Below are 26,718 nucleotides of genomic sequence, written 5' to 3' on the forward strand. Positions count from 1 at the left end.
TCGGCGAGCGTTCGCCCGCTTCCCTGCCCAGGGCCACGACTGGATCGCCATGGCGATGACCGTGGACGAGGTGCTCGTCGTGGCGACTGCCGACGTCGCTCCTGAGCGCGCGGCCGCGCTGACCCGTGCCGAGCGGCTGATCGCCACGATCGCGCCCGCGCCCGCGGCGCCCCGACGCCGTCGGTTCTGGCGCCGCTGACGGCGTCGTCGGTCGCCGCGCGTCGATCGGGCGCAGCACACGGCCCGGCGCGGCCCGTCGAATTCGGCCATGCCCGTCCGTCACTGTGGTGACGGGCCGCGCGAGGTGGCCTCCAGGGAGGAACGACAATGACGCAGTACGCCATCTACTTCCACCAGCAGTGGGTCGGAGATCACCCCGCCGAGTGGTTCCGGTCCCGCGTGGAGCCCAGCGAGGCGGTCGTCCGGGACATGGAGGCGGCCGGGGTCCTCGTCTTCGCCGGCGGGCTCGAGGAGGACCTCGCCGACGCGTTCAGCGCCGATGCGACGAGCGGGACCCTGTCGATCACCGACGGCCCCTACACCGAGACGGTCGAGCAGCTCGGCGGGATCACGGTCATCGACGTGCCCGACCTGGAGACGGCCAAGATGTGGGCGGGCAGGGTCGCCGAGGGGTGCGGGTGGCCCCAGGAGGTCCGGGTCATCCGGTAGGTCCCCGGGCGTCCCCTGCCCGGGGAGGGTGGGCGGAGGCCGTGCTCGCGCCGGAGACCCCACGAGCGCGAGCGGGGCGACGAGGGGCGCGACGGTGGAGCACGCCGTCCGCAACGAGCGCGTCATCTCTGCGCGGTAGCCGCGTCGCCCGGCGGGTGTCGGGTGGACGGCGGCTGTTCCGTATCCTGCGAGGCATGGCACTGCGCGCGCTGTTCATCGGTGGGACCGGCATCATCAGCACGGAGGCGGCCCGGCGGGCGGTCGTCGACGGCGTCGAGGTCACCCTGCTCAACCGCGGGCAGTCGACGAAGCGTGCGGTGCCGGACGGCGCCCGCGTGATCCACGCCGACGTCCGCGACCCGGAGTCCGTGCGCGCCGCGCTGGGCGACCGCGAGTTCGACGCCGTCGTGGAGTTCACGGCGTTCACCCCGGAGCACGTCCAGGCGGACCTCGACCTGTTCACCGGGCGCACCGGCCAGTACGTCTTCATCAGCTCCGCCTCGGCGTACCAGACGCCTCCGACCCACCTGCCGGTCGTCGAGTCGACGCCGCTGCGCAACCCGTTCTGGGAGTACTCGCGCAACAAGATCGCGTGCGAGGACCTCCTCGTCCGTGCGTACCGCGACACCGGCCTGCCGATGACGATCGTGCGCCCCTCGCACACCTACGACGCCACGCTCGTCCCCATGGACGGCGGCTGGACGGTCGTCGACCGGATGCGCCGCGGCCTGGAGGTCGTCGTCCCCGGGGACGGGACGTCCCGCTGGACCATCACGCACAGCGCCGACGTCGCGGTCGGGCTGGTCGGGCTGCTGGGCCGCGAGGAGGCGATCGGCGAGGCGTTCCACATCACCGGCGACGAGGCCCCGTCGTGGGACCAGATCTTCCTCGCGATGGCCCGGGCTGCCGGCGTCGACGAGCCGCGGCTCGTGCACGTCGCGTCCGACGCGATCGCCGCCGCCGACCCCGAGCTGGGCGCCGGGATCCTCGGCGACAAGGCGCACACGATGATCTTCGACAACACCAAGATCCGGCGCCTGGTCCCGCAGTTCTCGCCCCGCATCCCGTTCGCGGCCGGCGCCCGCGAGATCGTCGCGTGGCACGACGCGGACGCCGCGCGCCGGGTGGTCGACCCGCAGTTCGAGGCCCTCACGGAGCGGCTGCTGGAGGCGTACCGGCCGCGGCCTCTGTGAGGGGTCTGCGGGGATGACGGTTGTCGGCGTGGATGTCCTCGGCGCAGGTGGCTTGTCGTCACGGGCGGGCGACCCTTGGCCGTTCCCAGGGTTTCGTATACGGTAAGGGGATGGCTGCTCGCGGCAAGATCCACGGTAAGGCGGTCGACGACGCCCAGATCCAAGCATGGGCTGACGAGGCGGAAGCCGGCTACGACCCCGCTGCCCTGCGACGCCGGGGACGGCCCACCGCTGGTGAAGGTCCCGGTGTCGTGGTCACCGTCCGGCTCGACGGCCCCACGCTCGCGGCGTTGACGCGGCGCGCCGAGGCTGAGGGCTTGCCGAACCGGACCGAGGCCATCAGGGCCGCAGTGCGCGCATGGGCGCACGTTGCGTGACGTCCACCCGTCAGCACGCAAGCACTACTCCCGCGACCGCTTGACGGACGGCCATCTGCAGTGCGCCGCCGAGGCCCCCGTGTACCGACAACCGCTCGACGACGAGGACGACCCACGACGCTGGCTCCTTCTCGGCTTCGACAGCGCCAGCCGTCTGCTTGAACTCGTGATCCTGGAGTTCGACTCAGGAGACGAGCTCATCATCCACGCGATGAAGGCGCGCGAGCAGTACTACTCCCTGCTGTCCTGATCCCTCTCGTGAGGAGCCCCGGCGACGCGCACGACCGGCATGTCCCAGAGGCTGTTCAGGTCTGACCGCCCCCTCGCTCGCCACGCTGGTCACGAACCTGGACCGCTGCGTCCATCACCGCGCGGTTCCGCGCCACCTGGCCTGACGCCGTGCCCCGAGCCCGCGCAGCGACGGCGCCCCCCCCCGGGGGCCCCCCCCCCCCGGGGGCCACCCGGGGAACGCTTGCCACGGACAGGGCCATCCGTGCGAACCGGGACGCATCGGACGGCGCGTCGCACCCGACACGCCGCGACCCACCCGCCGGGTTCGGCTGACAGGTGGCCGCGCGTGGTGTGCAATGGGGGAACGTGACTCACGGACCGTGAGGTCACACGACGGCGCACCGCCGGTACGGCGGAGGGCGACACGAGGGAAGGGGACGCACATGGCGCGTATCGGGGACGGTGCGGACCTTCTCAAGTGCTCGTTCTGCGGCAAGTCCCAGAAGCAGGTCAAGAAGCTCATCGCGGGCCCAGGGGTGTACATCTGCGACGAGTGCATCGACCTGTGCAACGAGATCATCGAGGAGGAGCTCGCCGAGGCCACCGAGGTCGGCATGGTCGAGCTGCCCAAGCCGAAGGAGATCTTCGACTTCCTCGAGCAGTACATCGTCGGCCAGGAGCCGGCCAAGCGGTCCCTCGCGGTCGCGGTCTACAACCACTACAAGCGCATCCAGGCCGGTGAGGGCGCGCGCACGGCCGCCGGCGAGGAGCCGGTCGAGATCGCCAAGTCGAACATCCTGCTGATCGGCCCCACGGGCTGCGGCAAGACGTACCTCGCGCAGACGCTCGCGAAGATGCTGAACGTCCCGTTCGCGATCGCGGACGCGACGGCGCTCACCGAGGCCGGCTACGTGGGCGAGGACGTCGAGAACATCCTCCTCAAGCTCATCCAGGCCGCCGACTACGACGTCAAGAAGGCCGAAGCGGGCATCATCTACATCGACGAGATCGACAAGATCGCCCGCAAGAGCGAGAACCCGTCGATCACGCGCGACGTCTCGGGCGAGGGCGTGCAGCAGGCGCTTCTCAAGATCCTCGAGGGCACGACGGCGTCGGTGCCGCCGCAGGGCGGCCGCAAGCACCCGCACCAGGAGTTCATCCAGATCGACACGACGAACGTGCTGTTCATCGTCGCCGGCGCGTTCGCCGGTCTGGACGAGATCATCACGTCGCGTGCGGGCCGGCGCGGCATCGGCTTCGGATCCCCGATCCACTCGGCCGACGACGCCGACGTGTACGGCGAGGTCATGCCGGAGGACCTGCTCAAGTTCGGTCTGATCCCCGAGTTCATCGGACGCGTCCCGATCATCACGACGGTCTCGCCGCTGGACCGCGTCGCCCTCGTGCGGATCCTCACGGAGCCGCGCAACGCCCTGGTCAAGCAGTACCAGCGCATGTTCCAGATCGACGGCGTGGAGCTGGACTTCGAGGAGGAGGCGATCGGCGCGATCGCGGAGCAGGCGCTGCTGCGCGGCACCGGTGCGCGCGGTCTGCGGGCGATCCTCGAGGAGGTCCTCCAGCAGGTGATGTTCGAGGTGCCGTCGCGCGACGACGTCGCACGCGTCGTCATCACGCGGGACGTCGTCCTGGACAACGTCAACCCGACGTTGGTCCCGCGGGACGCCTCCCGCGACAAGCGCGCTCCTCGCGAGAAGAGCGCGTGAGCGCACCCGGACGCGTCGTACCGCCCGAGCTGGCGCGGCTGCGCGGCAGCATCGACAACATCGACGCCGCACTCATCCACATCCTGGCGGAGCGGTTCAAGGCCACGCAGCGCGTCGGTGTCCTCAAGGCCGAGCTGGGCCTGCCGGCCTCCGACCCCGGGCGTGAGGCGCAGCAGGTCGCGCGGCTGCGCGAGCTGGCCCACGAGGCCGAGCTGGACCCGGTGTTCGCGGAGAAGTTCCTCGAGTTCATCGTCGGCGAGGTGATCCGCCACCACGAGGCGATCGCGCAGGACCACGCGCAGCGCGCCTGACGGACGCGCGTCCACCTCGTCCTCACCCGCTGCGGCCGTTGGCGGACCCCGCGGCGGTGACGGAAGGTAGAGGGGTCAGCCCCGGTGCCGGCACCGGTCGTGGCGTCGCCGGGGACGTGCACGCAGGAGGAGTCCGACCTTATGCACCTGCACTGGCTCAAGCCGCTGCTCGGCCGACCGGCCCCGTTCGTCACCGTCCACCTCGACGCCTCGCCCGCGGAGGTGGCAGGGGAGTCAGGTCCCGTGGACCGGTGGCGGTCCGTACGGCGTGACCTCGAGCGCGACGGAGCGCCGCAGGCGCTGCTCGACGAGCTCGCCGAGCGCATCGCGCAGCCCGACGGACGGCGCGACTCCCACGGGCGGGCGCTGGTCGCCGACGCCGACGGCGTCGTCGTGGACCGTGTGCTGCTGGAGGCTCCCGCGACCTCCAGCGGCTCGTACGGCCCGGTGCCCGCGCTGGGACCGGTCGTGCGCGCGAGCGAGGAGAGCGTCCGCGTGCTCGTCGTGGCGGTCGACCGGACGGGTGCCGACCTGCGGTGGGGGGACGCCGACGACGGCGAGTACCGCAGGCAGGCCTCCGAGACCGTCGAGGGCGGGCACGACGAGGTGCGCAAGGTCCGCGAGAGCGGGCTCGAGCGGCGCGGGCAGACCCGGGCCGAGGACTCGTGGCAGCGCAACGCCGAGGCCGTGGCGGCGGCGCTCGACGTCCGCGTGCGCGACAAGCGCCCCGACCTCGTGGTGCTGACGGGTGACGTCCGCATGGTCCCGCTCGTCCGCGACGCGCTCGGGCAGCAGGCCCGCGAGCTCACCGTGGAGGTGCCCGGGGGTGGACGCGGGGACGGCATCCACGAGGCGGCGTTCCACGCACGGGTCACCGAGGTCGTCGGCGAGCACCGCGCGCGGCGACGGGCCGCGCAGGTCGAGGGCTACCGCGAGGCGCTCGGGCGGGGCGAGGGAGCGGTCACGGGCCTCGACGACGTGGTCGAGGTGCTGCGGCGGGGCCAGGTCGACGAGCTCATCGTCGACGCGTCCGTGCCCGAGGGCGGGTTCGCGCAGCGCACGCTGTGGGTCGGCCCCGGCGTGCTGCAGGTGGCGACGTCACGGTCCGACCTGGCGTCGATCGGCGTGCTGGACGGTGACGCGCGCGAGATGCCCGCCGAGGTGGCGGTGATGCGGGCCGTCGTGGGTCAGGACGCCGGGGTGACGTTCGTCGAGGACGCGGACGTCGAGCTCGTCGACGGCATCGGGGCGACGCTGCGGTGGGCCGACGAGTCCACGCCCAGCGAGTCGGTGCCGTCCCAGTCGGACGACCAGCGACGTCTGCGCACGGTCGTCTGAGACCGGGCGCCGGGGACGCGCCCCGGCGGCGGGCCGTCGGCTCAGCTGCCGGTGCGCGTGTCCACGTACAGCCCGTCGACCTCGCGGGCGAAGTCGCGCAGCACCGCTGCCCGCTTCACCTTCAGGGACGGTGTCAGGTAGCCGTTCGCCTCGGTGAAGTCCGTGGTCAGGACCGCGATCTTGCGGATCGACTCCGCGCGCGAGACGGCCTCGTTGGCGCGCTCCACGGCGCGGTCGAGCGCCTCGAGCACCTGGGGGTGCACGGCTGCGGCGATGACGTCCATCGCGGGCAGCCCGTGCATGGCGAGCCAGCCCGGCAGCATCTCGGCGTCCAGCGTGACCAGCGCACCGATGAACGGGCGCTGGTCGCCCACGACGACGACCTGGCTGACCAGGGGGTGGCCGCGCAGCCGGTCCTCGAGCACCGCCGGCGCGACGTTCTTGCCGCCGGCCGTGACGATGATCTCCTTGCTGCGGCCGGTGATACGCAGGTAGCCGTCCTCGTCGAGCGTGCCGATGTCGCCGGTGCGGAACCACCCGTCCACCAGGTTCTCCGCGGTCTCCTCGGGCATGTGCCGGTAGCCGCGGAAGACGTGGGGGCCCGCGACCCAGATCTGGCCCTCGTCGTCGACCCGCAGGGACGTGCCCGGCATCGGCGGGCCCACCGTCCCGATCTTGGTCAGGCCGGGCCGGTTCACGGCCGTCGCGGCGGACGTCTCCGTGAGGCCGTAGCCCTCCAGCACGTGCACGCCGATGCCGCGGTAGAAGTGCCCCAGCCGCTCGCCGAGGGGCGCGCCGCCGGAGACGGCGAACTCCGCCCGCCCGCCGAGGGCGGCCCGGAGCTTGCGGTGCACGAGGCGGTCCGCGACCGCGTGCTGGGCGCGCAGCGCGCTGCTCGGCCCGTCGGGCGTCTCGAGCGCGCGGGAGTAGGCGATCGCGACCTTCGCGGCCCACCGGAACATGCGCAGCTTCGTGCCGGACCCGGCCTTCTGCTCGGCCGAGTTGTAGACCTTCTCGAAGACGCGGGGCACGGCCAGGAGGTACGTCGGCCGGAACGACGCGAGGTCGGGCAGCAGGTTGCGCGTGTCGGGGGCGTGGCCCATGACCGCGCCGGACTCGATGCACAGCACCTGGATGAAGCGTGCGAAGACGTGCGCCAGCGGCATGAACAGCAGCGTCCGCGACGTCGGCTTCGAGACGACCTCGCCCAGCCCGACCGCGCCGTTGCGGCACAGCGCGACGAAGTTGCCGTGCGTGAGCTCGACGCCCTTGGGTCGCCCGGTGGTGCCGGAGGTGTAGATGACCGTCGCGAGGTCGTCGCCGCGCGCGAGCGTGCTGCGCCGGTCGATCTCGGCGTCCGGGACGTCGGCCCCGCGCGTGACGAGCGTGCCGAGCGCGTCCTCGTCGAGGACGAGCACCTCGGTCAGCCCCGGCAGGTCGTTGCGCACCTGCGCGACGACGGCCGCGTGCGCAGCCGTCTCCACGACGGCCAGCCGCACACCGGAGTCCGAGGAGATCCAGCGCACCTGCTCGGCGGACGACGTCTCGTAGATCGGCACGCCGACAGCGCCGGCGGTCCACACGGCGAAGTCGACGAGGGTCCACTCGTAGCGGGTGCGGGACATGATCGCGACCCGGTCGCCCGGCTCGACGCCGGACGCGACCAGGCCCTTCGCGAGGGCGCGGACCTCCGCGACGAACGCGCCGACCGTCACCGGCTGCCACGTGCCGCCGAGCGCCGCCTGGCGCTCGGCCAGGACGCCGTCGGGGTCGCGCGCGAGCCGCGCAGCCAGCATCGTGGGGATCGACGCGGCCGGGTCCGGCGTGACGAGGGCGGGTGAGGTGATCTCGGGCATGTGAGGGGACTCCTGGGCCGGGGCGGACCTCACGACAGTAGTGCCGTGAGGATCACCCCGTGGGGGACTGGTGGGTCGGATCGAGCACACGCTGCAGGAACGTGCGGGTGCGCTCCTCGCGGGGCGCGCCGATGACCTCGTCCGCGGGTCCGGTCTCGACGACCGTCCCGTCGTCCATGAACACGACGCGGTCGCCCACCTCGCGGGCGAACGCCATCTCGTGGGTGACCACGAGCATGGTCATGCCGGCGTCGGCGAGGTCGCGCATGACGCCGAGGACGTCGCCGACGAGCTCGGGGTCGAGCGCGGAGGTCGGCTCGTCGAAGAGCATGAGCTGCGGGTCCATCGACAGGGCGCGGGCGATCGCGACGCGCTGCTGCTGGCCGCCGGAGAGCTGCGCCGGCATGGCGTGCGCCCGGTCGGCGAGGCCGACGCGCTCGAGGTTCGCCAGCGCGACGCGGTCGGCCTCGGCGCGCGAGCGGCGCAGCACGGTGCGCTGGGCCATCGTGCAGTTCTCCAGCACGCTCTTGTGGCTGAAGAGGTTGAACTGCTGGAAGACCATGCCGACGTGGGTGCGCACGCGGTCGATGTCCACGTCCGGGTCGGTGACCTCGGCGCCGAGGAGCTCGATGCGGCCCGACGTGGGCTGCTCGAGCAGGTTGACGCAGCGCAGCAGGGTCGACTTGCCGGAGCCCGACGGCCCGATGACGCACACGACCTCGCCCGCCTGGACCTCGAGGTCGATCCCGCGCAGGACCTCGCGCTCGCCGAAGGACTTGTGCAGGTCGCTGACACGGACGACGGGGCGGGGTGCGTCGGCGGTCATGCGTGGCCTCCTGTGCGCCGCTCGAGCCGGCGGGCGACGATGCCGAGCGGGATGGTGATGACGAGGTAGCAGGCGCCGACGACGAACAGGCCGGTGAGCCCGCCGGAGGCGGTCGACAGGGCGTCGCGCCCGACCTTGGTGAGCTCGAAGTACGCGGGCGTCTGGCCGAGCACGAACAGCAGCGACGTGTCCTTGGTCAGCAGGAGGACCTCGTTCGTCAGCGGCGGCATCACGGTGCGGAACGCCTGGGGGAGCACGACCTGGATCATCGTGCGCGTGTGCGACATGCCCAGGGACCGTGCCGCCTCGACCTGCCCGCGGGGCACGGCCTGGATGCCGGCGCGCAGCGTCTCGGAGATGTAGGCGGCCGAGACGGAGCCGAGCGCGACGGCGGCGACCGCGATGATCGAGCTCAGCGCGATGCCGAAGGCGATCGGCACGGCGTAGCCCACGGCGATGACGACGAGCAGCGCGGGGATGCCGCGGAAGAACTCGACGTACGCCGTCGAGATCCAGCGGTAGGGAGCCACCGACGACAGCCGCATGAGCGCCAGGACGGTGCCCAGGCTCAGGCCGACCGCGAACGCGGCCAGCGTGTACGTCACGGTGTTGAGGAACGCGCGCGGCAGCCGGTCGAGCATCTCGCCCGCGGCGGCGGGGTTGAAGATCGTCTGGCCGACGGTGCTCCAGTCGGCGGTCGAGAGCAGCACCGCGAGGACGACCAGCAGCACGACGTACTGGACGCCCCGCGACAGCCGGGCCCGCCGGCGCGGGCTCATGCGAGCCCGGCCGGCGGACGCGGCGAGGTCGACCGTCATCAGTCCGTCGGCTCGGCCGTCGGCTCACCCGTGCCGAAGTACTCGGCGACGAGCTCGTCGTACGTGCCGTCCTGCCGGATCCGCTCGAGCGTCGCGTTCGCGGCGTCGACGAGCGCGGTGTGGCCCTTGCGGACCGCGAAGCCGTACTGCTCGCCGGTCGGGACCACGAAGGACACCTCGAGGTCGCCCGTGGCGTAGGGCTCGAGGACCGTGACGTCGTTGATGACGACGTCCACCTGGCCGTTACGCAGCGCCTGGATCTGCAGGCCGAGGTCCTCGAACTGGACGCCCTCGAGCCCCTGCTCCTCGACCCAGGTCGCGCCCGTCGTGGCCTGCTGGACACCGATCTTCAGGCCCTCGAGGTCGGCCTCGTCCGCGATGGGCGAGCCCGAGGCGACGAGCACGCCCTGGTCGGCGTCGAAGTAGGCGTCGCTGAAGTCGACGTTCTTCTTGCGCGCGTCGGTGATCGTGAGGGCCGAGGCGGCGATGTCGCACTGCTGGGCGTTGAGCGCGGCGCCGGACTCGATCGCGTCGAAGCCCGTGTTGAGGGGCCGCAGCTCGACTCCGAGGTCGGCCGCGATCTCGCCCGTGAGGGCCATGTCGAGGCCGACGATCTGGCCGTCCTCCTCGTACTCGAACGGCTCGAACGGCGGGTTGGTGCAGACGGTCAGCGTGTCGGCGTTCGCGAGCGCGAGCTCGCCGTCAGCGGTCGCCGCGTCGTCCGAGCTCGAGCACGCGGACAGGGCGAGCAGGGCGGCCGCGGCGAACGCGGCGGCGGTCAGGGGGTGGCGCATGGTGGTCCTTCCGAGCGGAGCAGTGCGCGCATAACTATACGCTTCACATCATTGCTATCCGTCGCGCGGTCGCCAGGGACCTCGGTCCCGAGACTGCCACGGCGCGGCTGCGGACGCGCGCGCGCCGGTCGCGCCCTGCTCGACGCGACCGGCCCGCGGCGTCGTGGGTCAGCGGGCGACGGCCTCGCCGAGCCGGGCGTCCCGGGCGACGACCGTGTCACCGCTGCCGGGGGCGATCTCGAGCGTCCCGGTCGCACGGCCCGCGTTGCGGACGTCGTCCAGGGCGGCCTCGACACCCGCGCGCAGCGCGTCCGGCACCTCGAGCACCGCGTGCTCGACGGGCGTGCGCATCGAGACCTTCGCCTCGGACTTGACCTTGCGCAGCGCCGCGAGCGCGGCACCCGCACCGGCCACCAGCCCGGGGTCGGCGTCGCCGGCTGCGGCCCGCAGCGCGTCGCTCGTCGGCCACGGCGCGCGGTGCACCGTGCCCTCGCGCCACCACGACCAGACCTCCTCGGTCGCGTACGGCAGCACGGGCGCGAACAGGCGCAGCAGCGTGTCGAGCGCCAGGCCCAGCGCGGCACGCGCCGACGCCGTGGCGGACGTGACCGCGCCCGCCGACGCGCCCGCACCGTACGCACGGTCCTTGACGAGCTCGAGGTAGTCGTCGCAGAACGTCCAGAAGAACGTCTCGGTCAGCTCGAGCGCCCGCGTGTGGTCGTACGCCTCGAGCGCCGCGGTCGCCTGGTCCACGACCTGCGCGAGCCCCGCGAGCATCGCCCGGTCGAGCGGCTCGGTGACCTGCGCGGCGTCGAGGGACACCGGCTCGTCCGCCGGGCCGAACGACAGCACGAACTTGCTCGCGTTGAGGACCTTGATCGCCAGGCGCCGGCCGATCTTCATCTGGCCGACCTCGAAGGCCGCGTCGGTGCCCAGCCGCGCGCTCGCCGCCCAGTACCGCACGGCGTCGGAGCCGTGCTCCTCGAGCAGGCCCATGGGCGTGACGACGTTGCCCTTGGACTTGCTCATCTTCTTGCGGTCGGGGTCGAGGATCCAGCCGCTGATCGCGGCGTGCTTCCACGGCAGCGAGCCGGACTCCAGGTGCGCGCGCACCACCGACGAGAACAGCCAGGTGCGGATGATGTCCTGGCCCTGGGGGCGCAGGTCCATCGGGAACGTCCGCGAGAACAGGTCCGGGTCGTCGAGCCAGCCGCACACGATCTGCGGGGTCAGGGAGCTCGTCGCCCAGGTGTCCATGATGTCGGGGTCGCCGACGAACCCGCCCGGCACGCCGCGCTGGTCGGCGGTGTAGCCGGTGGGCACGTCGCTCGACGGGTCGACGGGCAGCGCGGCCTCGTCGGGGACCAGGGGCGAGTCGTAGCGCGGCTCGCCCGCCTCGTCGAGCGGGTACCAGACCGGGATCGGCACCCCGAAGAAGCGCTGGCGGGACACGAGCCAGTCGCCGTTGAGCCCGCCGACCCAGTTCTCGTAGCGGACGCGCATGAAGTCCGGGTGGAACGCGAGCTCCGTGCCGCGCGCGAGCAGCGCGTCGCGCAGGTCCTCGTCGCGGCCGCCGTTGCGGATGTACCACTGGCGGCTCGTGACGATCTCGAGGGGCTTGTCGCCCTTCTCGTAGAAGTTGGCCTTGCGCTGCGTCGGGACCGGCTCGCCGAGCAGGTCCCCGGACTCGCGCAGCCCCGCGACGACGGCCTCGCGCGCGCTGAAGGTCGTCTTGCCGGCGATCTCGCCGTAGAGGGCGCGGCCGTCCTCGGTCGTCAGCCACTCCGGGGTGTCGCGCAGCACGCGACCGTCCCGGCCCACCACCGAGCGCGTCGGCAGGCGCAGCTCGCGCCACCACTGCACGTCGGTGAGGTCGCCGAAGGTGCAGCACATCGCGATGCCGGCGCCCTTGTCGGGCTCGGCCGCGGGGTGCGCGAGCACCGGCAGCTCGACGCCGAACAGCGGGCTCGTCACCGTCGTGCCGAACAGGTGCTGGTAGCGCTCGTCGTCGGGGTGCGCGATGAGCGCGACGCACGCGGGCAGCAGCTCGGGGCGCGTCGTCTCGATGACGACCTGCTCGCCGTCGGGGCGGTGGAACGCGACCTTGTGGTAGGCGCCGGGGTAGTCGCGGGCCTCGAGCTCGGCCTGCGCGACGGCGGTCTGGAACGTGACGTCCCACAGCCCGGGCGCCTCGGCCTGGTAGGCCTCGCCGCGACCGAGGTTGCGCAGGAACGCGCGCTGCGACACCGCGCGCGCCTTGGCCCCGATGGTCTGGTAGGTCATCGACCAGTCGACGGACAGCCCCAGCCGACGCCACAGCGCCTCGAACTGGAGCTCGTCCTCGCCCGAGAGCTGCTCGCACAGCTCGATGAAGTTGCGGCGCGACACCGGCACCTGGTCACCGGGCTTGACGGCCTTGCCGTCGGTGCCGTTGTGCGGAGGCACGAAGCCCTCGACGTAGGGGAGCGACGGGTCGCAGCGCACGCCGTAGTAGTTCTGCACGCGGCGCTCGGTGGGCAGGCCGTTGTCGTCCCAGCCCATGGGGTACATGACCTCGCGCCCGCGCATGCGCTGGAACCGGGCGACGACGTCGGTGTGCGTGTACGAGAACACGTGGCCGACGTGCAGGGAGCCGGAGACCGTCGGCGGCGGGGTGTCGATCGAGTAGACCTGCGCGCGCTCGGCCGTGCGGTCGAACGTGTACGTGCCCTCGTCGGACCACGTGCGCGACCAGCGGTCCTCCAGCCCGTCGACCGTGACCTTGTCCGGTACCTGGCGGGCGGCGGTGGCGCTCGTCGGGGTAGCGGTGGTGGGGGTCTCGTCGCTCATGGTCACCCATCCTCCCAGACGGCGCCCGTCGCGCGTGCACGGTGTCAGGCCCCGGTGGGCTCCCGGTCGTGCGCCGCGCGCCGCGCGCGGTAGGCGGCGACGTGGGCGCGGTTGGCGCAGCCGTTGACGTCGCAGAAGCGGCGGGACCGGTTGCGCGAGAGGTCGACGAGCACCGCGCGGCAGCCGTCGCCCGCGCACCGCTTCATGCGGGCGTACTCGTCGGACCGCACGACGTCGACGACGCCCATCGCGGTCTCGACGACGATGACGGCCGCGAGCGCCGCGCCCGGCGCCGTCGCGTGCAGGTGCCAGTCGACCGGGTCGTGGCGGACGAGGAACGGGACCGCGTCGGCCTCCCGCAGCATCGCGTTGACGAGCTCGGCGGCCTCGTCGCGCTCGACGTCCCAGAGACGCGCGATGCGGTCACGGGCCCGCCGCACGTCGGCGACCTCGGCGTCGTCGCGGTCGTGCCGGCCGGTGTAGCCCCAGTGTCGGAAGTAGGCGTCGAGGTCCGCCACGGTGCTCAGGGCGTCGTGGCCGTCGCGGCGGCGCGCGGTGTTCACCAGCTCGGCGGCTGCGAGCAGGTTCATCTCGGTGTCACGAGCGAAGACCACATTGACTCCTGTCGCGGCAGCGGGCTAGCGTCACGAGCATAGGAGGAGATGACTCCTGACATCGGTTCCGCCGGAGGAGACAAGGTGCAGGGGTCGGGTGCGCGCAGCGCCGGGATCGTCGCGGGGCTCGTCGCCGCGCTCGCGTTCGCCACGAGCGGGCCGGTCGTCAAGCCGCTGCTCGCCGCCGGCTGGAGCCCCGGGGCGGCCATCGTCGTGCGCCTGGCGATCGGCGCGCTGCTGCTGGCCGGGCCTGCCGCGTGGGCGCTGCGCGGGCGCTGGTCGACGCTGCGCACCGACTGGGCCACGGTCGTCGGGCTCGGCATCCTCGGGGTCGCCGGGGCCTCGACGCTCTACTTCTTCGCGGTCGACCGGCTGCCCGTGGCGGTCGCCCTGCTCGTCGAGTACACCGGGCCCCTGCTCCTGCTGGTCTGGGGCTGGGCGCGCACGGGACGCGTGCCGGCGCGCGCCACGCTCGTCGGGGCCGCGCTCGCCATGGGCGGCCTCGTGCTCGTGCTCGACGTGACCGGCAGCCTGCAGCTCGACCCGCTGGGCCTGGTCTTCGCGTGCGGTGCCGCGATCGGCAACGCCGGGTACTTCGCCCTGACGGCGCGGCCCATCGCGCTGCCGCCCGTCAGCCTCGCGGGGGCCGCGATGCTCGTCGGCGCGGTCGTCGTGGCGACGCTCGCCGCGGTGGGCGTGCTCCCCGTCGAGGCCCCCGACGTCCGGGTCGACGTGCTCGGCGTGCAGGTGCACTGGGCCGTGCCGCTGCTCGTCGTCGGCGCCGTGCCGACCGCCTTCGCCTACGGGGTGTCGGCGGTCTCGGTGCGGCTGCTGGGGGAGCGGCTGGCGTCGTTCCTGGCCCTCTCCGAGGTGCTGCTGTCGGTCCTGCTCGCGTGGGTGCTGCTCGGCGAGCAGCCGCTCGTCGTGCAGGGGCTGGGCGCCGTGCTCGTCGTCGCGGGCGTCGCGCTGGTGCGGGCCGGTGCCGACCGCGACGTACGCCGGGGCGCGGCGCCGCCCCCGGCGGTCGACGTCGTCCCCGAGCCCGTGGCCGAGCCTGCCGCCGAGCCCGCCTGAGGCCCGGCACGCCTCACCCGCCGAGCGTGACCCGCAGGATCCGCTCGTCGCTGTTGTTGGCGGTGGAGTCCTTGTCACCGCGCGTGCTCGTGGTCAGCCACAGGCTGCCGTCGGCCGACGGCTCGACGGTGCGCAGCCGCCCGTACGTGCCCGACAGGAGCGAGCGCACGTCCGTGAGCCCGCCGTCGGACGTGATCGTCGCGCGGTACAGGCGCGCACCGCGCAGGCACGCGATCCACAGGTGGTCCCCGCTGACCGCGATGCCGCTGCAGGACGCGGAAGCGACGGGGAACGTCAGGCGCGGCGCGACGAGGCCCGCGCCGTCGCAGTCGCCGGAGGTGCCCTCGCACTGCGGCCAGCCGTAGTTGCCGCCGCGCACCACCACGTTCGTCTCGTCCATCACGGAGTTGCCGAACTCCTGCTGCCACAGGCGCCCCGCGGAGTCGAACGCCAGGCCCTGCGGGTTGCGGTGGCCGTAGCTCCAGACCGCGTTGCCGAACGGGTTGTCCGACGGGATCGAGCCGTCCGGCCGGATGCGCAGCACCTTGCCGGCGAGGTTCGACGTGTCCTGCGCCCACGCCGGGTTCTGCCCGTCTCCCGTCGCGACGTACAGCATGCCGTCGGGACCGAAGCGCAGCCGCCCGCCGTTGTGGTACTTGTTGCGCGGGATGCCGCTGACCAGCACCTGCGGAGTCCCCGACAGTGCCCCGTCGACGTAGCGCACCCGGACGACGCGGTTGTCGGTCGACGTCGTGTGCATGACGTACAGCCAGGGCGACGACGTGAAGTCGGGAGCGACCGCGAGGCCCAGCAGACCGCCCTCGCCCGCGGTCCCCGTGACGCCCGCGAGCGTCCCGACGGCGGTCGTCACGCCGGTGGCGGGGTCCAGCCGCACGACCTGGTGCGCGTCGCGCCGGCCGTACAGCACGGACCCGTCGGGCAGCTCGACCAGGCCCCAGGGCAGGTCGCGCTCGGTGGCGACCTGCGCGACCGAGCAGATGGGGTTGGCGCACGCCGCGCCCGTCGTCACGCGCACCACCGCGGACGCGCCCGACCGGTTGCCCGCCTGGTCGCGCGCGCGCACCTGGTAGGCGTAGGCGACGCGCGGACGCAGACCCGAGTCGACGAACGTGAGCACCGAGCCGGCCGTCGTGCCGACGACCGTGCCGTTGCGCAGGATCTCGTACCCGGTGACGGCGACGGCGTCGCTCGACGCCCGCCACGTCACCGTGACCGACGTGCCCTGCGCCTGTGCCGCGACCCCCGTCGGCGCGCTCGGCGCGGTCGTGTCCACCTCGCACGGCGGCACCTCGAGCTCGAGGGTCTCGCTGGCCTGCGAGACGTTGCCCGCCGCGTCGCGCGCGTTGACGTAGAGGCCCCACGTCACGCCGGGCACGAGCGTCAGCCGCGCGGCCGTGGGCGACGCGGGGACCGTCGTCATGTGCTGGCCGTCGTGGTAGACGTCGTAGGCCACGACGCCGACGTCGTCGGTGGACCGCGTCCACCCCAGCCAGACGGCGGTGCACTTGAGGTACGAGGTCTTCAGGCGTGACGGCGGGGTCGGTGGCGTGGTGTCGACCGCGCTCACGGCCGCCGGCGCGGGCCCGCGCGGCGCCGAGGCCGCCGCCGGCGCGAGCGTGAGACCGAGCGTCGCCACGAGCGCGATCGCGAGGGGGCCGAGGGCCGAGCGGGCACGGAGCATCTCAGGTCCCATCGTCGACGTCCTCGGACGTCCTCCGAGAGTGCCCGTTCCGACCGGGCCGGCGCAGGGTCGTGAAAGGGTTCGTGATGAGGTGGGCACCGTGCACGTGCGACCGACGACCCCCGCCGCCCTCGCCGCGCACGTCGTCGAGCTCGTGCTCGCACACCCGGGCCGGTGCCGTGTGCTCGTCGACGGCGCCGCGGCCCTGCGGCCCGAGGCGCTCGCCGACGCGCTCGTCGAGCCCCTGCGCGCCGCGGGACGCGCGGTCGCGCGCGTGCACGCCGACGACTTCCTGCGGCCCGCGTCCCTGCGCCTCGAGCACGGGCGGCACGACCCGGACGCGTACCTCGAGGACCGGCTCGACGCGCGTGCGCTCGCGCGCGAGGTCCTCGACCCGTTCGTCGTCGACGGCACGTACCTGCCGACGCTCCGCGACGCCGCGCGCGACCGCGCGACCCGCGCCGAGCGGGTGCGGGCGCCCGAGGGCGCAGTGCTGGTCCTCGACGGCGAGCTGCTGCTGGGCCGCTGGTTCGACGTCGAGCTGAGCGTGCACCTGACGGCCCGCCCGGCCACGCTCGCGCGCAGGTTCGCGGCCGAGCGCGCGTGGCAGCTGCCCGCCTTCGCGCGGTACGAGGACGAGGTCGCGCCGCAGGACGTCGCGGACGTGGTCGTGCGGGCCGACGACCCCCGGCACCCGGCGCTCGTCGTGCGCTGAGCCGCCCTCGCGGCCCGGCCGGCGCGCCCGCGTCGGGCTAGGCTCGACCGAGCAGGGACGACAGCCGGGGAGGCACATCACGTGGCAGGTCTGACGGTCGGGTACGCGGCCATGCTGGAGCAGTTCCACCCCCGCGAGGCCGTGGAGCTGTCGGCCTACGCCGAGCAGCACGGGTTCTCGGGCGTCATGGCGGCGGACCACTTCCAGCCGTGGGTGCCCGCCCAGGGGCAGTCGTCGTTCGTCTGGAACGTGCTGACGGCCATCGGCGAGAACACGACCGGTGACCTCGGCCCGGGCGTCACCGCGCCGACGTTCCGCTGGCACCCGGCGATGGTCGCGCAGGCGTCGGCGACGCTCGCCGCGATGTACCCGGGACGCCACTGGCTGGGCCTGGGCTCGGGCGAGGCGCTCAACGAGCACGTCGTCGCCAACTACTGGCCCGAGGCGCCCGAGCGCATCAACCGCATGTTCGAGGCCATCGACATCATCAAGAAGCTCTTCTCGGCGTCGCTGGCCGGCAAGGACGTCAAGCACGCCGGGCCGTTCTACAAGCTCGAGTCGACGCGGCTGTGGACGATGCCCGAGGTCGCGCCCGAGATCCTCGTCGCCACCGCCGGCCCCGTCACCGCCAAGCGCACGGGCCGGCACGCGGACGGGATCATCACGGTCGGCGCCCCGCTGGAGAAGATCACCGGGCTGTTCGGCAAGTTCGCCGAGGGGGCCCGCGAGGCGGGCAAGGACCCGGACGCCATGCCGAAGGTGCTGCAGCTGCACATGTCGTGGGCCCCGACCGACGAGGAGGCGCTCGCGAACGCGATGCACGAGTGGCCCAACGGCGGCATGAAGTTCCCCAAGGCCGACATCCGCTCGCCGTTCGACTTCGAGCAGATGGCCAAGCTCGTGCGGCCCGAGGACTTCGACGGGCGCATGGTCATCTCGTCGGACCCCGACGTGCACCGCGCCGAGATCCAGAAGTACGTCGACCTCGGGTTCGACCGCATCTACCTGCACAACGTCGGCCGCAACCAGCGCGAGTGGATCGAGGTCTTCGGTCGCGACGTGCTGCCGAAGCTCGCGCGGTGACCGTGGGGGAGCTGCGGGTCTGGGCGCCCGACGGCATCCCCGAGGTCGTCCCCGGTGACGACCTCGTCGCGCTGCTCGTCGCCGGGCTGCGCGCGGACGCCGCCGCCGTCCCGGGTCACGCACCGGCCGACGGGGACGTCGTCGTCGTCACCAGCAAGGTCGTGTCCAAGGCCGAGGGCCGCGTCGTCGCGGCCGACGACCGCGAGCGGGCCATCACCGACCAGACCGTGCGGGTCGTCGCCACGCGCGAGCACCCGGGCGGGGTCACGCGCATCGTCGAGAACCACCTGGGCCTCGTCATGGCGGCGGCCGGCGTGGACGCGTCGAACACGCCCGAGGGGACCGTCCTGCTGCTGCCGGAGGACCCCGACGCCTCCGCGCGCGCGCTGCGCGCCGGGCTGGTCGCGGCGTTCGGCGTACGGCTCGGCGTCCTGGTCACCGACACCGCGGGGCGTCCCTGGCGGCAGGGCGTCACGGACCTGGCCATCGGCGCCGCGGGCGTCCAGGTGCTCGACGACCTGCGCGGCCAGCTCGACACGTTCGGCCGCCCGCTCACCATGACGGTCGCGGCGGTCGCCGACGAGATCGCGAGCGCCGCCGAGCTGGTCAAGGGCAAGGCGTCGGGGCGGCCGGTCGCGGTGGTGCGCGGCGTCGGGCACGTGGTGACCGACGACGACGGGCCCGGGGCGCGGGTGCTGGTGCGCACGGGACCGGACGACATGTTCCACCAGGGTTCCGCCGAGGCGTACGCGCAGGGGTGGAAGGACGCCCTGGCGCGTCCCGAGCGGTAACCGTGGACCCGCCCGGTCACGACGAGCGCGCCGCACCCGTCGTGCTCGTCGTCGACGCCGCGAACGTCGTGGGCTCGCGCCCCGACGGCTGGTGGCGGGACCGCGCCGGCGCGGCCACGCGCCTGCTGGAGCGGCTGACGACGGTGGCGGGCGCCACGCTGACGTCCCCCGACGGGCGCCACGTCCGGCTGGACCGGATCGAGGTCGTGCTGGAGGGGCAGGCGCGCGGCGCCGCGGACCCCGGCGCACCCGGTCTCGTGGTGCACCTCGCGCCGCGGGACGGTGACGCGGAGGTCGTCGCTCGGGCGCGGGCCGCCGCACCCGACGTGCTCGTCGTCACCGCGGACCGCGGGCTGCGCGCGCGGCTCGACGGGGCCGCGGTCGCCGGGCCCGGGTGGTTGCTGGACGCGCTCGACGCACCGGTCAGCGGACCGCCTGACGCGGGTACACGAGGCGGCGGTACAGCACCTCCGCGGGACCCCGTCGACCCGCCGCCTCCAGCGTCACCGCGACCGCGACCGTGACCAGCCACACGCCGACCGCCCACGCGACGACCTGCGCCGAGCCCAGGTGCTCGCCGAGCCCACCGGCCCACGGCGCCAGCGGCAGCACGAACAGCACCGACTGCAGCAGGTAGCAGGTCAGTGAGCGCGTCCCCACGGCGCGCAGCGCGCGTCCCGCCGGCCCCAGGGTCGCGAGCGTCGTGCCGCGCACCGCGACCACCCAGCCCACCAGCGCGGCGAACGCGACACCGCCCGCGACGCCCGTGAGCTCGTGCAGCATCGCCGACGCGAACACGTCGAGCGCCGAGGGGTCCCGCAGCCGCGCGACGGCCGTCGCGAACGGGGCACCGCCGAGGACGCTCACCGTGAGGCCCGCCACGGCCGTCCGGCGCAGCAGGCGCACGTGGTCCGCGGGGCGCTCGAGGACCTCGCGGCGGGCCGCCCACAGCCCGAGCAGCACGAGCGGGAACGCGATGACCGCACCGAGCGGCGCTCCCACCACGCCGCTCATCGCGCGCATCGCCATCGCGAGCAGCGGGGACTCCTCGGGCGGGACCTCGAGCGCGCCCATGCCGAGCACGTCCTTGAGCACGACGGCCCCCTGCATCGCGCCCCCGAGGAGCGCCGCGACGGGCAGGCCCACGGCGGCCGTCACCAGCAGCGTGCGGTCGGACGCCCGCACCAGCAGCACCGCCGCCAGACCCGCCAGTCCGTAGGCGCCCAGGATGTCGCCCTCGAAGAGCAGGACGACGTGCACGGCGCCGAACGCGACCAGCACGGCCGCACGCCGCAGCAGGTCGGCCCGGCACGCCGGCCACGGCACCCACGCCGCGGCGCGCCGGCGCACCACGACGCCGATGCCGTAGCCGTAGAGCAGCGCGAACATCGGCATCGTCCGGCGGTCGACGAACAGGGAGACGACGCCGTCGACGGCGCGGTCGAGCGCGGAGGAGTCGACGGGTCGCAGGCCCAGGCCCACGGCACCGCCGGACAGGTGCACCGCGGCGTTGGCGATCGCGATGCCGAGCAGCGCCAGCCCGCGCGCGACGTCGGGGGCGACGGCCCGACGCTCCACCGGCACGGGCGTCACAGGTCCGCGCGCGGGCGTCGGGATCTGCGCCGGCGCGGCCTGCGGCAGCGAGGAGGATGGCGTCGTCGTCATGCGCCCATCGTGGCGGACGTGCAGGTGGCGGCGCCTCGGTCCTGCGGATGGTCCTGCTCTCGGCCGTCGGGCGGAGCCCGGCCCGGCGTGGGACGAGCAGCCCGCGCGGACGTCAGCGCGCGCTCTTCGCCGCGGCCTTGGCGGCGCGCTTGGTCTCGCGCACCTTGCCCAGCGACGCGGCGTCGCGGACGTCCGCGATCGACCGGAACTCGTCGTCGCCGTACGTGCCGGCGGCCTCGCGCCAGCCCGCGGGCTGCACGCCGCGCTGCTTGCCGAGCAGCGCGAGGAAGATGCGCGCCTTCTGGTCGCCGAACCCGGGCAGGGCCTTCAGGCGGCGCAGGACCGTCCGCCCGTCGGGGTCGTCCGCGGTCCAGATCCGGGTGACGTCACCGTCGTACTCGTCGACGACCGCGCGCGCGACCGCCTGGATGCGCCCCGCCATCGAGCCGGGGTAGCGGTGCACGGCGGGCGGCGTCGCGCACAGCGCGGCGAACTCCTGGGGGTCCGCCTCCGCGATGCGGTGCACGTCCCAGCCGGCCATGCGGTCCGCGATCTTCGCCGGTCCGGCGAAGGCCGTCTCCATCGGCACCTGCTGGTCGAGGAGCATGCCGACGAGCAGCGCGAACGGGTCGGAGTCGAGCAGGCGGTCCGCGGCGTCGTCGCCCGTCATCCACAGCGTGTCGGTCATGCCGCCATTCTGGCGCAGCGGCTGCCCGGACGGGGCTCGGCGACGCCCTGACGGTCAGCGCCGGCGCGCCGCGAACGACAGCATCGTGGGGATCGTGGCGAACCAGCGCTCGTCGTCGGTCCACTCGTGCTCCGGCGCGCGGTGGTGCGGGAGGGACCGCGGCTCGTCCAGGTCCACCACGGCCAGGCCGGCGTCGCGCAGCCGCTGGACGTACCAGGCGAGCGGCCGGTGGTAGTGGCGGTGCCCGCCGAAGTCGTCGATCCACCACTGCTCGTGCTCGAGGTACCCCGTGACGCGCCGGTGCCGCTCGTCGTCGTACACGGGCTGCTGGCGGAAGAACGCCGGGTGCAGCACGGACGCGACGAGGACCCCGTCGTCGGACAGGCGCGCCGCGATGTCGGCCAGCAGGCGGTCGAGGACCGGGAGGTCCATGAGGACCATGTGGCTGAGGACGACGTCGAACGGGCCGGTCAGGCCCTGCGGGAGACCCGCGGTCAGGTCGCCGACCTCGAACCGCAGGCTCGGGTGGTCGGTGCGCGCGCGGGCGACGAGCTCCGCGCTGCCGTCGACGCCGACGACCCGTGCGCCACGTGCGGCGAGCGCCGCGCCGAGCCAGCCGTGGCCGCAGCCCAGGTCCAGGACGTGCGGAGCACCCGGGGGCAGCCACCGGTCGAGGAACGGCTCGAACCTGCGCCGGAAGGAGTCGTCGGGCCCGCCCACGCGCGCGGCATAGGTCCGGGCGGACCGGTCCCAGGCGGCGATGTCGGAGGTCGAGCCGGTCATGCCGTCATCGTCGGGGCCCCCGCGCACGCACGCAAGGTCCCCCGCGACAACCTGTGGACGAACCGGACATCCCGCCCGCGGTCCTCGCTACTGTCGGCGCGCTCCATGACTGTCGGCGCGCTCGGAGACCCTGACGTGCGTGGTCGACGAGCACCGACGAGCACCGACCGACGAGCACCGACCGACGAGCACCGACCGACGAGCAGGGAGCGACGTGCGGACCCGACTGACGTACCGCCGACCCGTGGCGGACCGCCTCGTCGAGGTGGACGTCGTGGTGACCGCCGACGCGGGTGCGACCGTCGGCGACGTCGCTGACACGCTCGTGCGGGCCGAGGCCGCCGCGGGCCGGGCCGTCTCGGGTCCCGTGACGCTCGCGCTCGCGCCGCCCGACGGCGGGGCCCCGCGCACGCTGCAGCGCCGCGCGGGCCTGGCCGAGGCCGGGCTGCGGGCGGGCTCGACGGTGGCGCTGACGCCCGCGGGCGAGGAGCCGTCCGGCACGGGCGTCGCCCCGCACGACGCGCACGCCCGCATGACGGTGGTCAGCGGTCCGCAGGCGGGCCTCGAGGTGCACCTGCCGCGCGGCACGACGACGATCGGGCGCGGACCGGGCAGCGACGTGCGGCTCACCGACCCGATGGTCTCGACCACGCACGCGCGCGTCGTCGTCGGCGACACGGTCGAGGTGGTGGACGCCGGGTCGTCGAACGGTGTCGTCATCGGGTGGGGCCGTGTCGACCGGGCCGTCGTGGGGCCCCGCGACTACGTGGTGCTCGGCGAGACCATCCTCACGCTGGCGCGCGTGCGGCCCGCGGACGGCTCCGGCGACGGCGCGGCGGTCGTGGCGTTCAACCGCTCGCCCCGCGTCGTGCCCGTGCACCCGGAGCGGACGGTCGAGGCGCCCGCACCGCCGGAGCCCGCCCGGCCGGGCCGCTTCCCGGTCGTCGCGCTCGCGGCGCCCGTCGTCCTCGGGGCGGTGCTGTACGCGGTCATGCCGCGCCCCACGACGCTGGTCTTCCTCGCCCTGAGCCCGCTGCTGCTCGTCGCGGGGTGGGTCGACAAGAGGTTCACCGAGCGGCGTCGTCTGAAGGAGGAGACCGCGACGTTCCGGGCCTCGCTCGACGCGCTCGAGCAGGACCTCGGGGCGGGCGTGCAGGACGAGCGGCGCGTGCGGCTGGGGGAGCTGGCGTCGACCGCGCAGGCCGTGCGCGCCGCGCGCGACCTCGGTCCCGTGCTGTGGTCCCGGCGGCCCGGGCAGCCCGCGTTCCTCGCGCTGCGGGTCGGCGTCGGGACGTCCGCCTCCCGCACCACGGTCCGGCTGCCTCCGCGTGGCCGGGCGGGCGCCGAGCACTGGGCGCTCGTCGAGGGCCTGGCGGCGCGGTTCGCCGACGTCGACGGCGTCCCCGTGGAGGTGGGGCTGCGCGACGCCGGCACCGTGGGCGTCGCCGGTGCGCGGACGCACGTCGACGACGTGGCCCGCGCGCTCGTGGCGCAGCTCGTCTGCCTGCACGCCCCCTCCGAGCTCGTCGTCACGGGAGTCGCGTCGTCGTCGAGCCGCGACCGCTGGGACTGGCTCAAGTGGCTGCCGCACGTCGCCTCGCCGCACAGCCCGCTGGCGGGCCCGCACCTCGCGGCCGACCCCGTGACCTCGACGGCGGTCGTCACGGCGCTCGAGGAGCTGGTCGCCGCGCGCCAGGCGCTGGGGCGGCGCGGCGAGGCCGCCGAGCCCGCGGTGCTCCTCGTCGTCGAGGACGACGCCCAGGCCGAGCGCGGGCGTCTGGTGCGGCTGGCGGAGGACGGCCCGGGTGTCGGCGTGCACGTGCTGTGGTGCGCCGCGCGGGTCGACGCGCTGCCCGCCGCGTGCCGCGCGTTCGTCGCCGTGGACGACGCCGGGGCACGCGTGGGCCGGACACGTGACGGCGCGTGGGACGACGTCGTGTGCGAGCGGCTCGACGTGCCGGCGGCGACCGACCTCGCGCGCCGGCTCGCGGCCGTGGTGGACGACGGCACGCCGGTGGTCGACGAGTCGGACCTGCCGCGCGGGGTCGGACAGCTGAGCCTGCTCGGGCACGAGGTGGCCGACGACCCCGGCGCCGTCGTCGAGCGCTGGCACGAGACCGGGTCGGTCCTCTCGCGCACCGGGACGCCCGTGCGCCGACGCGGCGACGCCGGCCTGCGGGCGGTCGTCGGGCAGGGGGCGACCGGCCAGTTCGTGCTCGACCTGCGGACGCAGGGACCGCACGCGCTGGTCGGCGGGACCACGGGGTCCGGCAAGAGCGAGTTCCTGCAGTCCTGGGTGCTGGGGCTGGCGACCGCGCACAGCCCCGACCGGGTGACGTTCCTGTTCGTCGACTACAAGGGCGGTGCCGCGTTCTCCGACTGCGTCGAGCTGCCGCACGCCGTGGGGCTCGTCACCGACCTGTCCCCGCACCTCGTGCGCCGGGCGCTGGTGTCGCTGCGTGCCGAGCTGCGCCGGCGCGAGCACCTGCTGCAGCGCAAGGGCGTCAAGGACCTGCTGACGCTCGAGCGCACCGGCGACCCGGACACGCCCCCCGCCCTCGTCATCGTGGTCGACGAGTTCGCGGCGCTCGCGGCCGACGTCCCGCAGTTCGTCGACGGGGTCGTCGACGTCGCGCAGCGCGGCCGGTCCCTCGGCCTGCACCTCGTCCTGGCGACGCAGCGGCCCGCGGGTGTCATCAAGGACAACCTGCGCGCCAACACCCCCCTGCGCATCGCGCTGCGGATGGCCGACGAGGCGGACTCCGTCGACGTCCTCGGCACACCGCTGGCGGCAGGCTTCGACCCGGCCGTGCCGGGCCGCGGAGCGGTGCGCACCGGGCCCGGCCGGCTCGCGCTCTTCCAGGCCGGCTACGCGGGCGGGCGGTCGAGTGCGACGCCGCCACGCGCCACCGTCGCGCTCGAGAGCCTCGAGTTCGGACCGGGCGAGCCGTGGGACCTGCCGGCACCGGTCGGTGCCGCACCGCCCGCCGACGACGCGCCCACCGACCTCGCGCGCGTCGTGCGCACGCTGCGGGCGGCGGCCCGCGTCGAGGCGATCCCCCCGCCACGGCGCCCCTGGCTGCCCGAGCTCGCGCCCGTGCACGCGCTCGAGGACGTCGTCGACCCCGCGCGGCCGGGCATCGTGCTGGGTGTCGTCGACCGGCCGGCGCGCCAGGAGCAGCACCCCTGGGCGTGGGACCCCGACACCGAGGGTTCGCTCGTCGTGCTCGGCACCAGCGGCTCGGGCAAGTCGGCGACGCTGCGGACGCTGGCCGTCAGCGCGGCGCTCGGCACCCTCGGCGCCGGCGGCCCGGTGCAGGTGCACGGTCTCGACCTGGGCTCCGGCGGGCTGGCGATGCTCGACGAGCTGCCCGTGGTCGGCTCGATCGTCGACGGGTCCGACACCGAGCGCTTGCACCGGCTCATGCGGGGCCTGCGTGACGCGCTCGACGACCGCGCGACGCGGTACGCGGCCGTGCGCGCCGGTTCCCTGACCGACTACCGCGCGCTCGGCGGACGGCCCGACGAACCGCGGCTGCTGCTGCTGGTCGACGGGCTGGCCGCGTTCCGCGAGGCGCACGAGGCCGACGCCGGGCGCACGGGGGCGTGGTCGGTGCTGCAGCGGCTCGTCGCCGAGGGGCGGCCCCTGGGCGTGCACGTCGCGATGTCGGCCGAGCGGCCCGGTGCCCTGCCCACCTCGCTGGCGGGCAGCGTCGCGCGGCGCCTCGTGCTGCGGCAGGCCGACGACAGCGCGTACGGCGTGCTCGACGTGCCCAAGGACGTGCTGCGCCCCGAGTCGCCCCCGGGTCGCGGGGTCTTCGCCGGCGAGGGTGACGAGCTGCAGGTCGCCGTGCCCGGCGGCCGGGCCGCGCCGGCCGAGCAGGCCGCGGCGATCACCGCGGTGGCGCAGCGGCTGCGGGGAGCGGGCGTCCTGCCGACGCCACCGGTGCGGCGCCTCCCGACGGTCGTCGCGGCGTCGACCCTGCCGGCGACGGTCGACGGTCTGCCGGTGCTCGGGATCGCCGACGACACCCTCGCCCCCTGCGGGTTCGCGCCGCGCGGGACGTTCCTGCTCGCCGGGATGCCGGGGTCGGGGCGGACCACGGCGCTCGTGGCCCTCGGGGACGCGCTGCGGCGCGCGATGCCCGCCGCCGCCCTCTACTACGTGGGCGCGCGCCGCTCGCCGGTCCGCGAGCGCGTCGACTGGACGGGGGCCGCGGCCACCCCGGACGAGATCGCGACGCTCGCCCGGGACCTGCTGCCGCAGCTCGCCGCGGCGCCGCCGGACGGCACGCCGGTCGTCCTCGTCGTCGAGGCCATCGCCGACCTCCTGGGCGGCCCCGCCGAGCAGGCGCTCACCGAGGCCGTGCGCACCGCCCGGCGCAACGACCACTTCGTCCTCGCGGAGTCGGAGACCAGCACGTGGGGCTCGTCGTGGCCGCTCGTCGCCGAGGTCCGCAACGGGCGACGCGGGCTCGTGCTGCAGCCGGACCACATGGACGGCGACGCGCTGTTCCGCACCACCTTCCCGCGCATGGCACGCGCCGAGTTCCCGCCCGGGCGCGGCGTGCTCGTCGAGCAGGGCCGGCTGCGACGCGTGCAGCTGCCGGTACCCGACTGACCGCGGGCGGTGCCGA

Annotated in this window: 24 protein-coding genes; 14 read left to right on the forward strand and 10 right to left on the reverse strand. The window is 74.4% G+C overall.

Annotated features, from left to right (window positions below; translation table 11 throughout):
* The first annotated feature begins 49 nt into the window (after window positions 1-49).
* The 8 genes from H9657_RS14015 to H9657_RS14050 all read left to right on the forward strand — a co-directional run bounded on the left by H9657_RS14015 (window position 50) and on the right by H9657_RS14050 (window position 5,843).
* Window positions 50-199 (forward strand): hypothetical protein, encoded by a 150-nt coding sequence (locus H9657_RS14015; RefSeq protein ID WP_191784036.1) that lies wholly within the window; start codon window positions 50-52, stop codon window positions 197-199.
* A 128-nt stretch (window positions 200-327) separates the two neighbouring features.
* Window positions 328-669 (forward strand): YciI family protein, encoded by a 342-nt coding sequence (locus H9657_RS14020; protein ID WP_191784037.1) that lies wholly within the window; start codon window positions 328-330, stop codon window positions 667-669.
* A gap of 194 nt (window positions 670-863) precedes the next feature.
* Entirely contained in the window at window positions 864-1,862 is a 999-nt protein-coding gene (locus H9657_RS14025; RefSeq protein WP_191784038.1) for an NAD-dependent epimerase/dehydratase family protein, read from the forward strand.
* A gap of 110 nt (window positions 1,863-1,972) precedes the next feature.
* On the forward strand, window positions 1,973-2,239 hold the full coding sequence (locus tag H9657_RS14030; RefSeq protein ID WP_191784039.1) for a ribbon-helix-helix domain-containing protein: 267 nt from the start codon (window positions 1,973-1,975) through the stop codon (window positions 2,237-2,239).
* 79 nt (window positions 2,240-2,318) lie between these two features.
* Entirely contained in the window at window positions 2,319-2,489 is a 171-nt protein-coding gene (locus tag H9657_RS14035; RefSeq protein WP_318241506.1) for a toxin-antitoxin system toxin subunit, read from the forward strand.
* Between the two features lie 424 nt (window positions 2,490-2,913).
* Window positions 2,914-4,194, forward strand: coding sequence for an ATP-dependent Clp protease ATP-binding subunit ClpX (clpX, locus tag H9657_RS14040; RefSeq protein WP_191784040.1), 1,281 nt, complete (start codon window positions 2,914-2,916; stop codon window positions 4,192-4,194).
* The gene (locus H9657_RS14045) at window positions 4,191-4,505 is read left to right on the forward strand and encodes a chorismate mutase (protein ID WP_191784041.1); all 315 of its coding nucleotides are present in this window, start codon (window positions 4,191-4,193) and stop codon (window positions 4,503-4,505) included. Before clpX ends, H9657_RS14045 begins: the two co-directional genes overlap by 4 nt.
* 141 nt (window positions 4,506-4,646) lie before the next feature.
* Window positions 4,647-5,843: a baeRF2 domain-containing protein gene (locus H9657_RS14050; protein WP_191784042.1), complete on the forward strand. Its 1,197-nt coding sequence runs from the start codon at window positions 4,647-4,649 to the stop codon at window positions 5,841-5,843.
* Window positions 5,844-5,884: 41 nt separating this feature from the next.
* On the opposite strand, the gene H9657_RS14055 is transcribed toward H9657_RS14050, so the two are convergent.
* From H9657_RS14055 to H9657_RS14080, 6 genes are all read right to left on the reverse strand, one after another.
* Window positions 5,885-7,699, reverse strand: coding sequence for an AMP-dependent synthetase/ligase (locus H9657_RS14055; RefSeq protein ID WP_191784043.1), 1,815 nt, complete (start codon window positions 7,697-7,699; stop codon window positions 5,885-5,887).
* 52 nt (window positions 7,700-7,751) lie between these two features.
* Window positions 7,752-8,525: an amino acid ABC transporter ATP-binding protein gene (locus H9657_RS14060; protein ID WP_191784044.1), complete on the reverse strand. Its 774-nt coding sequence runs from the start codon at window positions 8,523-8,525 to the stop codon at window positions 7,752-7,754.
* Window positions 8,522-9,343: an amino acid ABC transporter permease gene (locus tag H9657_RS14065; RefSeq protein WP_191784045.1), complete on the reverse strand. Its 822-nt coding sequence runs from the start codon at window positions 9,341-9,343 to the stop codon at window positions 8,522-8,524. Before H9657_RS14065 ends, H9657_RS14060 begins: the two co-directional genes overlap by 4 nt.
* Window positions 9,343-10,137 (reverse strand): transporter substrate-binding domain-containing protein, encoded by a 795-nt coding sequence (locus H9657_RS14070; protein ID WP_191784046.1) that lies wholly within the window; start codon window positions 10,135-10,137, stop codon window positions 9,343-9,345. Before H9657_RS14070 ends, H9657_RS14065 begins: the two co-directional genes overlap by 1 nt.
* 168 nt (window positions 10,138-10,305) lie before the next feature.
* Window positions 10,306-12,966, reverse strand: coding sequence for a valine--tRNA ligase (valS, locus tag H9657_RS14075; protein ID WP_191784047.1), 2,661 nt, complete (start codon window positions 12,964-12,966; stop codon window positions 10,306-10,308).
* A gap of 44 nt (window positions 12,967-13,010) precedes the next feature.
* Window positions 13,011-13,580, reverse strand: coding sequence for a CGNR zinc finger domain-containing protein (locus H9657_RS14080; protein ID WP_191784048.1), 570 nt, complete (start codon window positions 13,578-13,580; stop codon window positions 13,011-13,013).
* A 48-nt stretch (window positions 13,581-13,628) separates the two neighbouring features.
* Between H9657_RS14080 and H9657_RS14085 the strand changes: the two genes are divergently transcribed.
* Window positions 13,629-14,654, forward strand: coding sequence for an EamA family transporter (locus tag H9657_RS14085; protein WP_191784049.1), 1,026 nt, complete (start codon window positions 13,629-13,631; stop codon window positions 14,652-14,654).
* A gap of 13 nt (window positions 14,655-14,667) precedes the next feature.
* Here H9657_RS14085 and H9657_RS14090 read toward each other — a convergent pair whose 3' ends face one another.
* A complete protein-coding gene (locus tag H9657_RS14090) occupies window positions 14,668-16,368 on the reverse strand; it encodes a PQQ-dependent sugar dehydrogenase (RefSeq protein WP_225215326.1) in 1,701 nt (566 codons plus the stop codon).
* 88 nt (window positions 16,369-16,456) lie between these two features.
* Here H9657_RS14090 and H9657_RS14095 point away from each other — a divergent pair, with 88 nt between their 5' ends.
* The 4 genes from H9657_RS14095 to H9657_RS14110 all read left to right on the forward strand — a co-directional run bounded on the left by H9657_RS14095 (window position 16,457) and on the right by H9657_RS14110 (window position 19,469).
* Window positions 16,457-17,071, forward strand: a complete 615-nt coding sequence (locus H9657_RS14095; protein ID WP_191784050.1) for a nucleoside/nucleotide kinase family protein — start codon at window positions 16,457-16,459, stop codon at window positions 17,069-17,071.
* A gap of 111 nt (window positions 17,072-17,182) precedes the next feature.
* Window positions 17,183-18,154 carry a TIGR03557 family F420-dependent LLM class oxidoreductase gene (locus H9657_RS14100; RefSeq protein WP_191784101.1) on the forward strand — a complete coding sequence of 324 codons (972 nt, stop codon included), beginning with the start codon at window positions 17,183-17,185 and terminating at the stop codon, window positions 18,152-18,154.
* A complete protein-coding gene (locus H9657_RS14105; RefSeq protein ID WP_191784051.1) occupies window positions 18,151-18,945 on the forward strand; it encodes a coenzyme F420-0:L-glutamate ligase in 795 nt (264 codons plus the stop codon). The genes H9657_RS14100 and H9657_RS14105 overlap by 4 nt, the downstream gene beginning before the upstream one ends.
* A 2-nt stretch (window positions 18,946-18,947) precedes the next feature.
* Window positions 18,948-19,469, forward strand: coding sequence for a hypothetical protein (locus tag H9657_RS14110; protein WP_225215327.1), 522 nt, complete (start codon window positions 18,948-18,950; stop codon window positions 19,467-19,469).
* On the opposite strand, the gene H9657_RS14115 is transcribed toward H9657_RS14110, so the two are convergent.
* From H9657_RS14115 to H9657_RS14125, 3 genes are all read right to left on the reverse strand, one after another.
* Entirely contained in the window at window positions 19,369-20,610 is a 1,242-nt protein-coding gene (locus H9657_RS14115; RefSeq protein WP_191784052.1) for a DUF418 domain-containing protein, read from the reverse strand. The genes H9657_RS14110 and H9657_RS14115 overlap by 101 nt on opposite strands.
* 112 nt (window positions 20,611-20,722) lie before the next feature.
* Complete coding sequence (locus tag H9657_RS14120) at window positions 20,723-21,298, reverse strand: HhH-GPD-type base excision DNA repair protein (protein WP_191784053.1); 576 nt, start codon at window positions 21,296-21,298, stop codon at window positions 20,723-20,725.
* Window positions 21,299-21,352: 54 nt separating this feature from the next.
* Entirely contained in the window at window positions 21,353-22,081 is a 729-nt protein-coding gene (locus H9657_RS14125) for a class I SAM-dependent methyltransferase (RefSeq protein ID WP_191784054.1), read from the reverse strand.
* A gap of 214 nt (window positions 22,082-22,295) precedes the next feature.
* On the opposite strand from H9657_RS14125, the gene H9657_RS14130 reads away from it, so the two are divergent.
* The gene (locus tag H9657_RS14130) at window positions 22,296-26,702 is read left to right on the forward strand and encodes an FtsK/SpoIIIE domain-containing protein (RefSeq protein WP_318241509.1); all 4,407 of its coding nucleotides are present in this window, start codon (window positions 22,296-22,298) and stop codon (window positions 26,700-26,702) included.
* Window positions 26,703-26,718 lie beyond the last annotated feature (16 nt).

Source organism: Cellulomonas avistercoris (assembly GCF_014836445.1).
GTDB classification, from domain to species: Bacteria; Actinomycetota; Actinomycetes; order Actinomycetales; family Cellulomonadaceae; genus Cellulomonas; species Cellulomonas avistercoris.

Bases quoted from the DNA above. Each gene is read 5' to 3' on its own strand.
- H9657_RS14015 (WP_191784036.1), top strand. From the start codon at position 50: ATGGCGATGACCGTGGACGAGGTGCTCGTCGTGGCGACTGCCGACGTC.
- H9657_RS14065 (WP_191784045.1), bottom strand. From the start codon at position 9,343: ATGACGGTCGACCTCGCCGCGTCCGCCGGCCGGGCTCGCATGAGCCCG.
- H9657_RS14055 (WP_191784043.1), bottom strand. From the start codon at position 7,699: ATGCCCGAGATCACCTCACCCGCCCTCGTCACGCCGGACCCGGCCGCG.
- H9657_RS14115 (WP_191784052.1), bottom strand. From the start codon at position 20,610: ATGACGACGACGCCATCCTCCTCGCTGCCGCAGGCCGCGCCGGCGCAG.
- clpX (WP_191784040.1), top strand. From the start codon at position 2,914: ATGGCGCGTATCGGGGACGGTGCGGACCTTCTCAAGTGCTCGTTCTGC.
- H9657_RS14050 (WP_191784042.1), top strand. From the start codon at position 4,647: ATGCACCTGCACTGGCTCAAGCCGCTGCTCGGCCGACCGGCCCCGTTC.
- H9657_RS14025 (WP_191784038.1), top strand. From the start codon at position 864: ATGGCACTGCGCGCGCTGTTCATCGGTGGGACCGGCATCATCAGCACG.
- H9657_RS14030 (WP_191784039.1), top strand. From the start codon at position 1,973: ATGGCTGCTCGCGGCAAGATCCACGGTAAGGCGGTCGACGACGCCCAG.
- valS (WP_191784047.1), bottom strand. From the start codon at position 12,966: ATGAGCGACGAGACCCCCACCACCGCTACCCCGACGAGCGCCACCGCC.
- H9657_RS14120 (WP_191784053.1), bottom strand. From the start codon at position 21,298: ATGACCGACACGCTGTGGATGACGGGCGACGACGCCGCGGACCGCCTG.
- H9657_RS14085 (WP_191784049.1), top strand. From the start codon at position 13,629: ATGACTCCTGACATCGGTTCCGCCGGAGGAGACAAGGTGCAGGGGTCG.
- H9657_RS14070 (WP_191784046.1), bottom strand. From the start codon at position 10,137: ATGCGCCACCCCCTGACCGCCGCCGCGTTCGCCGCGGCCGCCCTGCTC.
- H9657_RS14060 (WP_191784044.1), bottom strand. From the start codon at position 8,525: ATGACCGCCGACGCACCCCGCCCCGTCGTCCGTGTCAGCGACCTGCAC.
- H9657_RS14090 (WP_225215326.1), bottom strand. From the start codon at position 16,368: ATGGGACCTGAGATGCTCCGTGCCCGCTCGGCCCTCGGCCCCCTCGCG.
- H9657_RS14100 (WP_191784101.1), top strand. From the start codon at position 17,183: ATGCTGGAGCAGTTCCACCCCCGCGAGGCCGTGGAGCTGTCGGCCTAC.
- H9657_RS14125 (WP_191784054.1), bottom strand. From the start codon at position 22,081: ATGACCGGCTCGACCTCCGACATCGCCGCCTGGGACCGGTCCGCCCGG.
- H9657_RS14020 (WP_191784037.1), top strand. From the start codon at position 328: ATGACGCAGTACGCCATCTACTTCCACCAGCAGTGGGTCGGAGATCAC.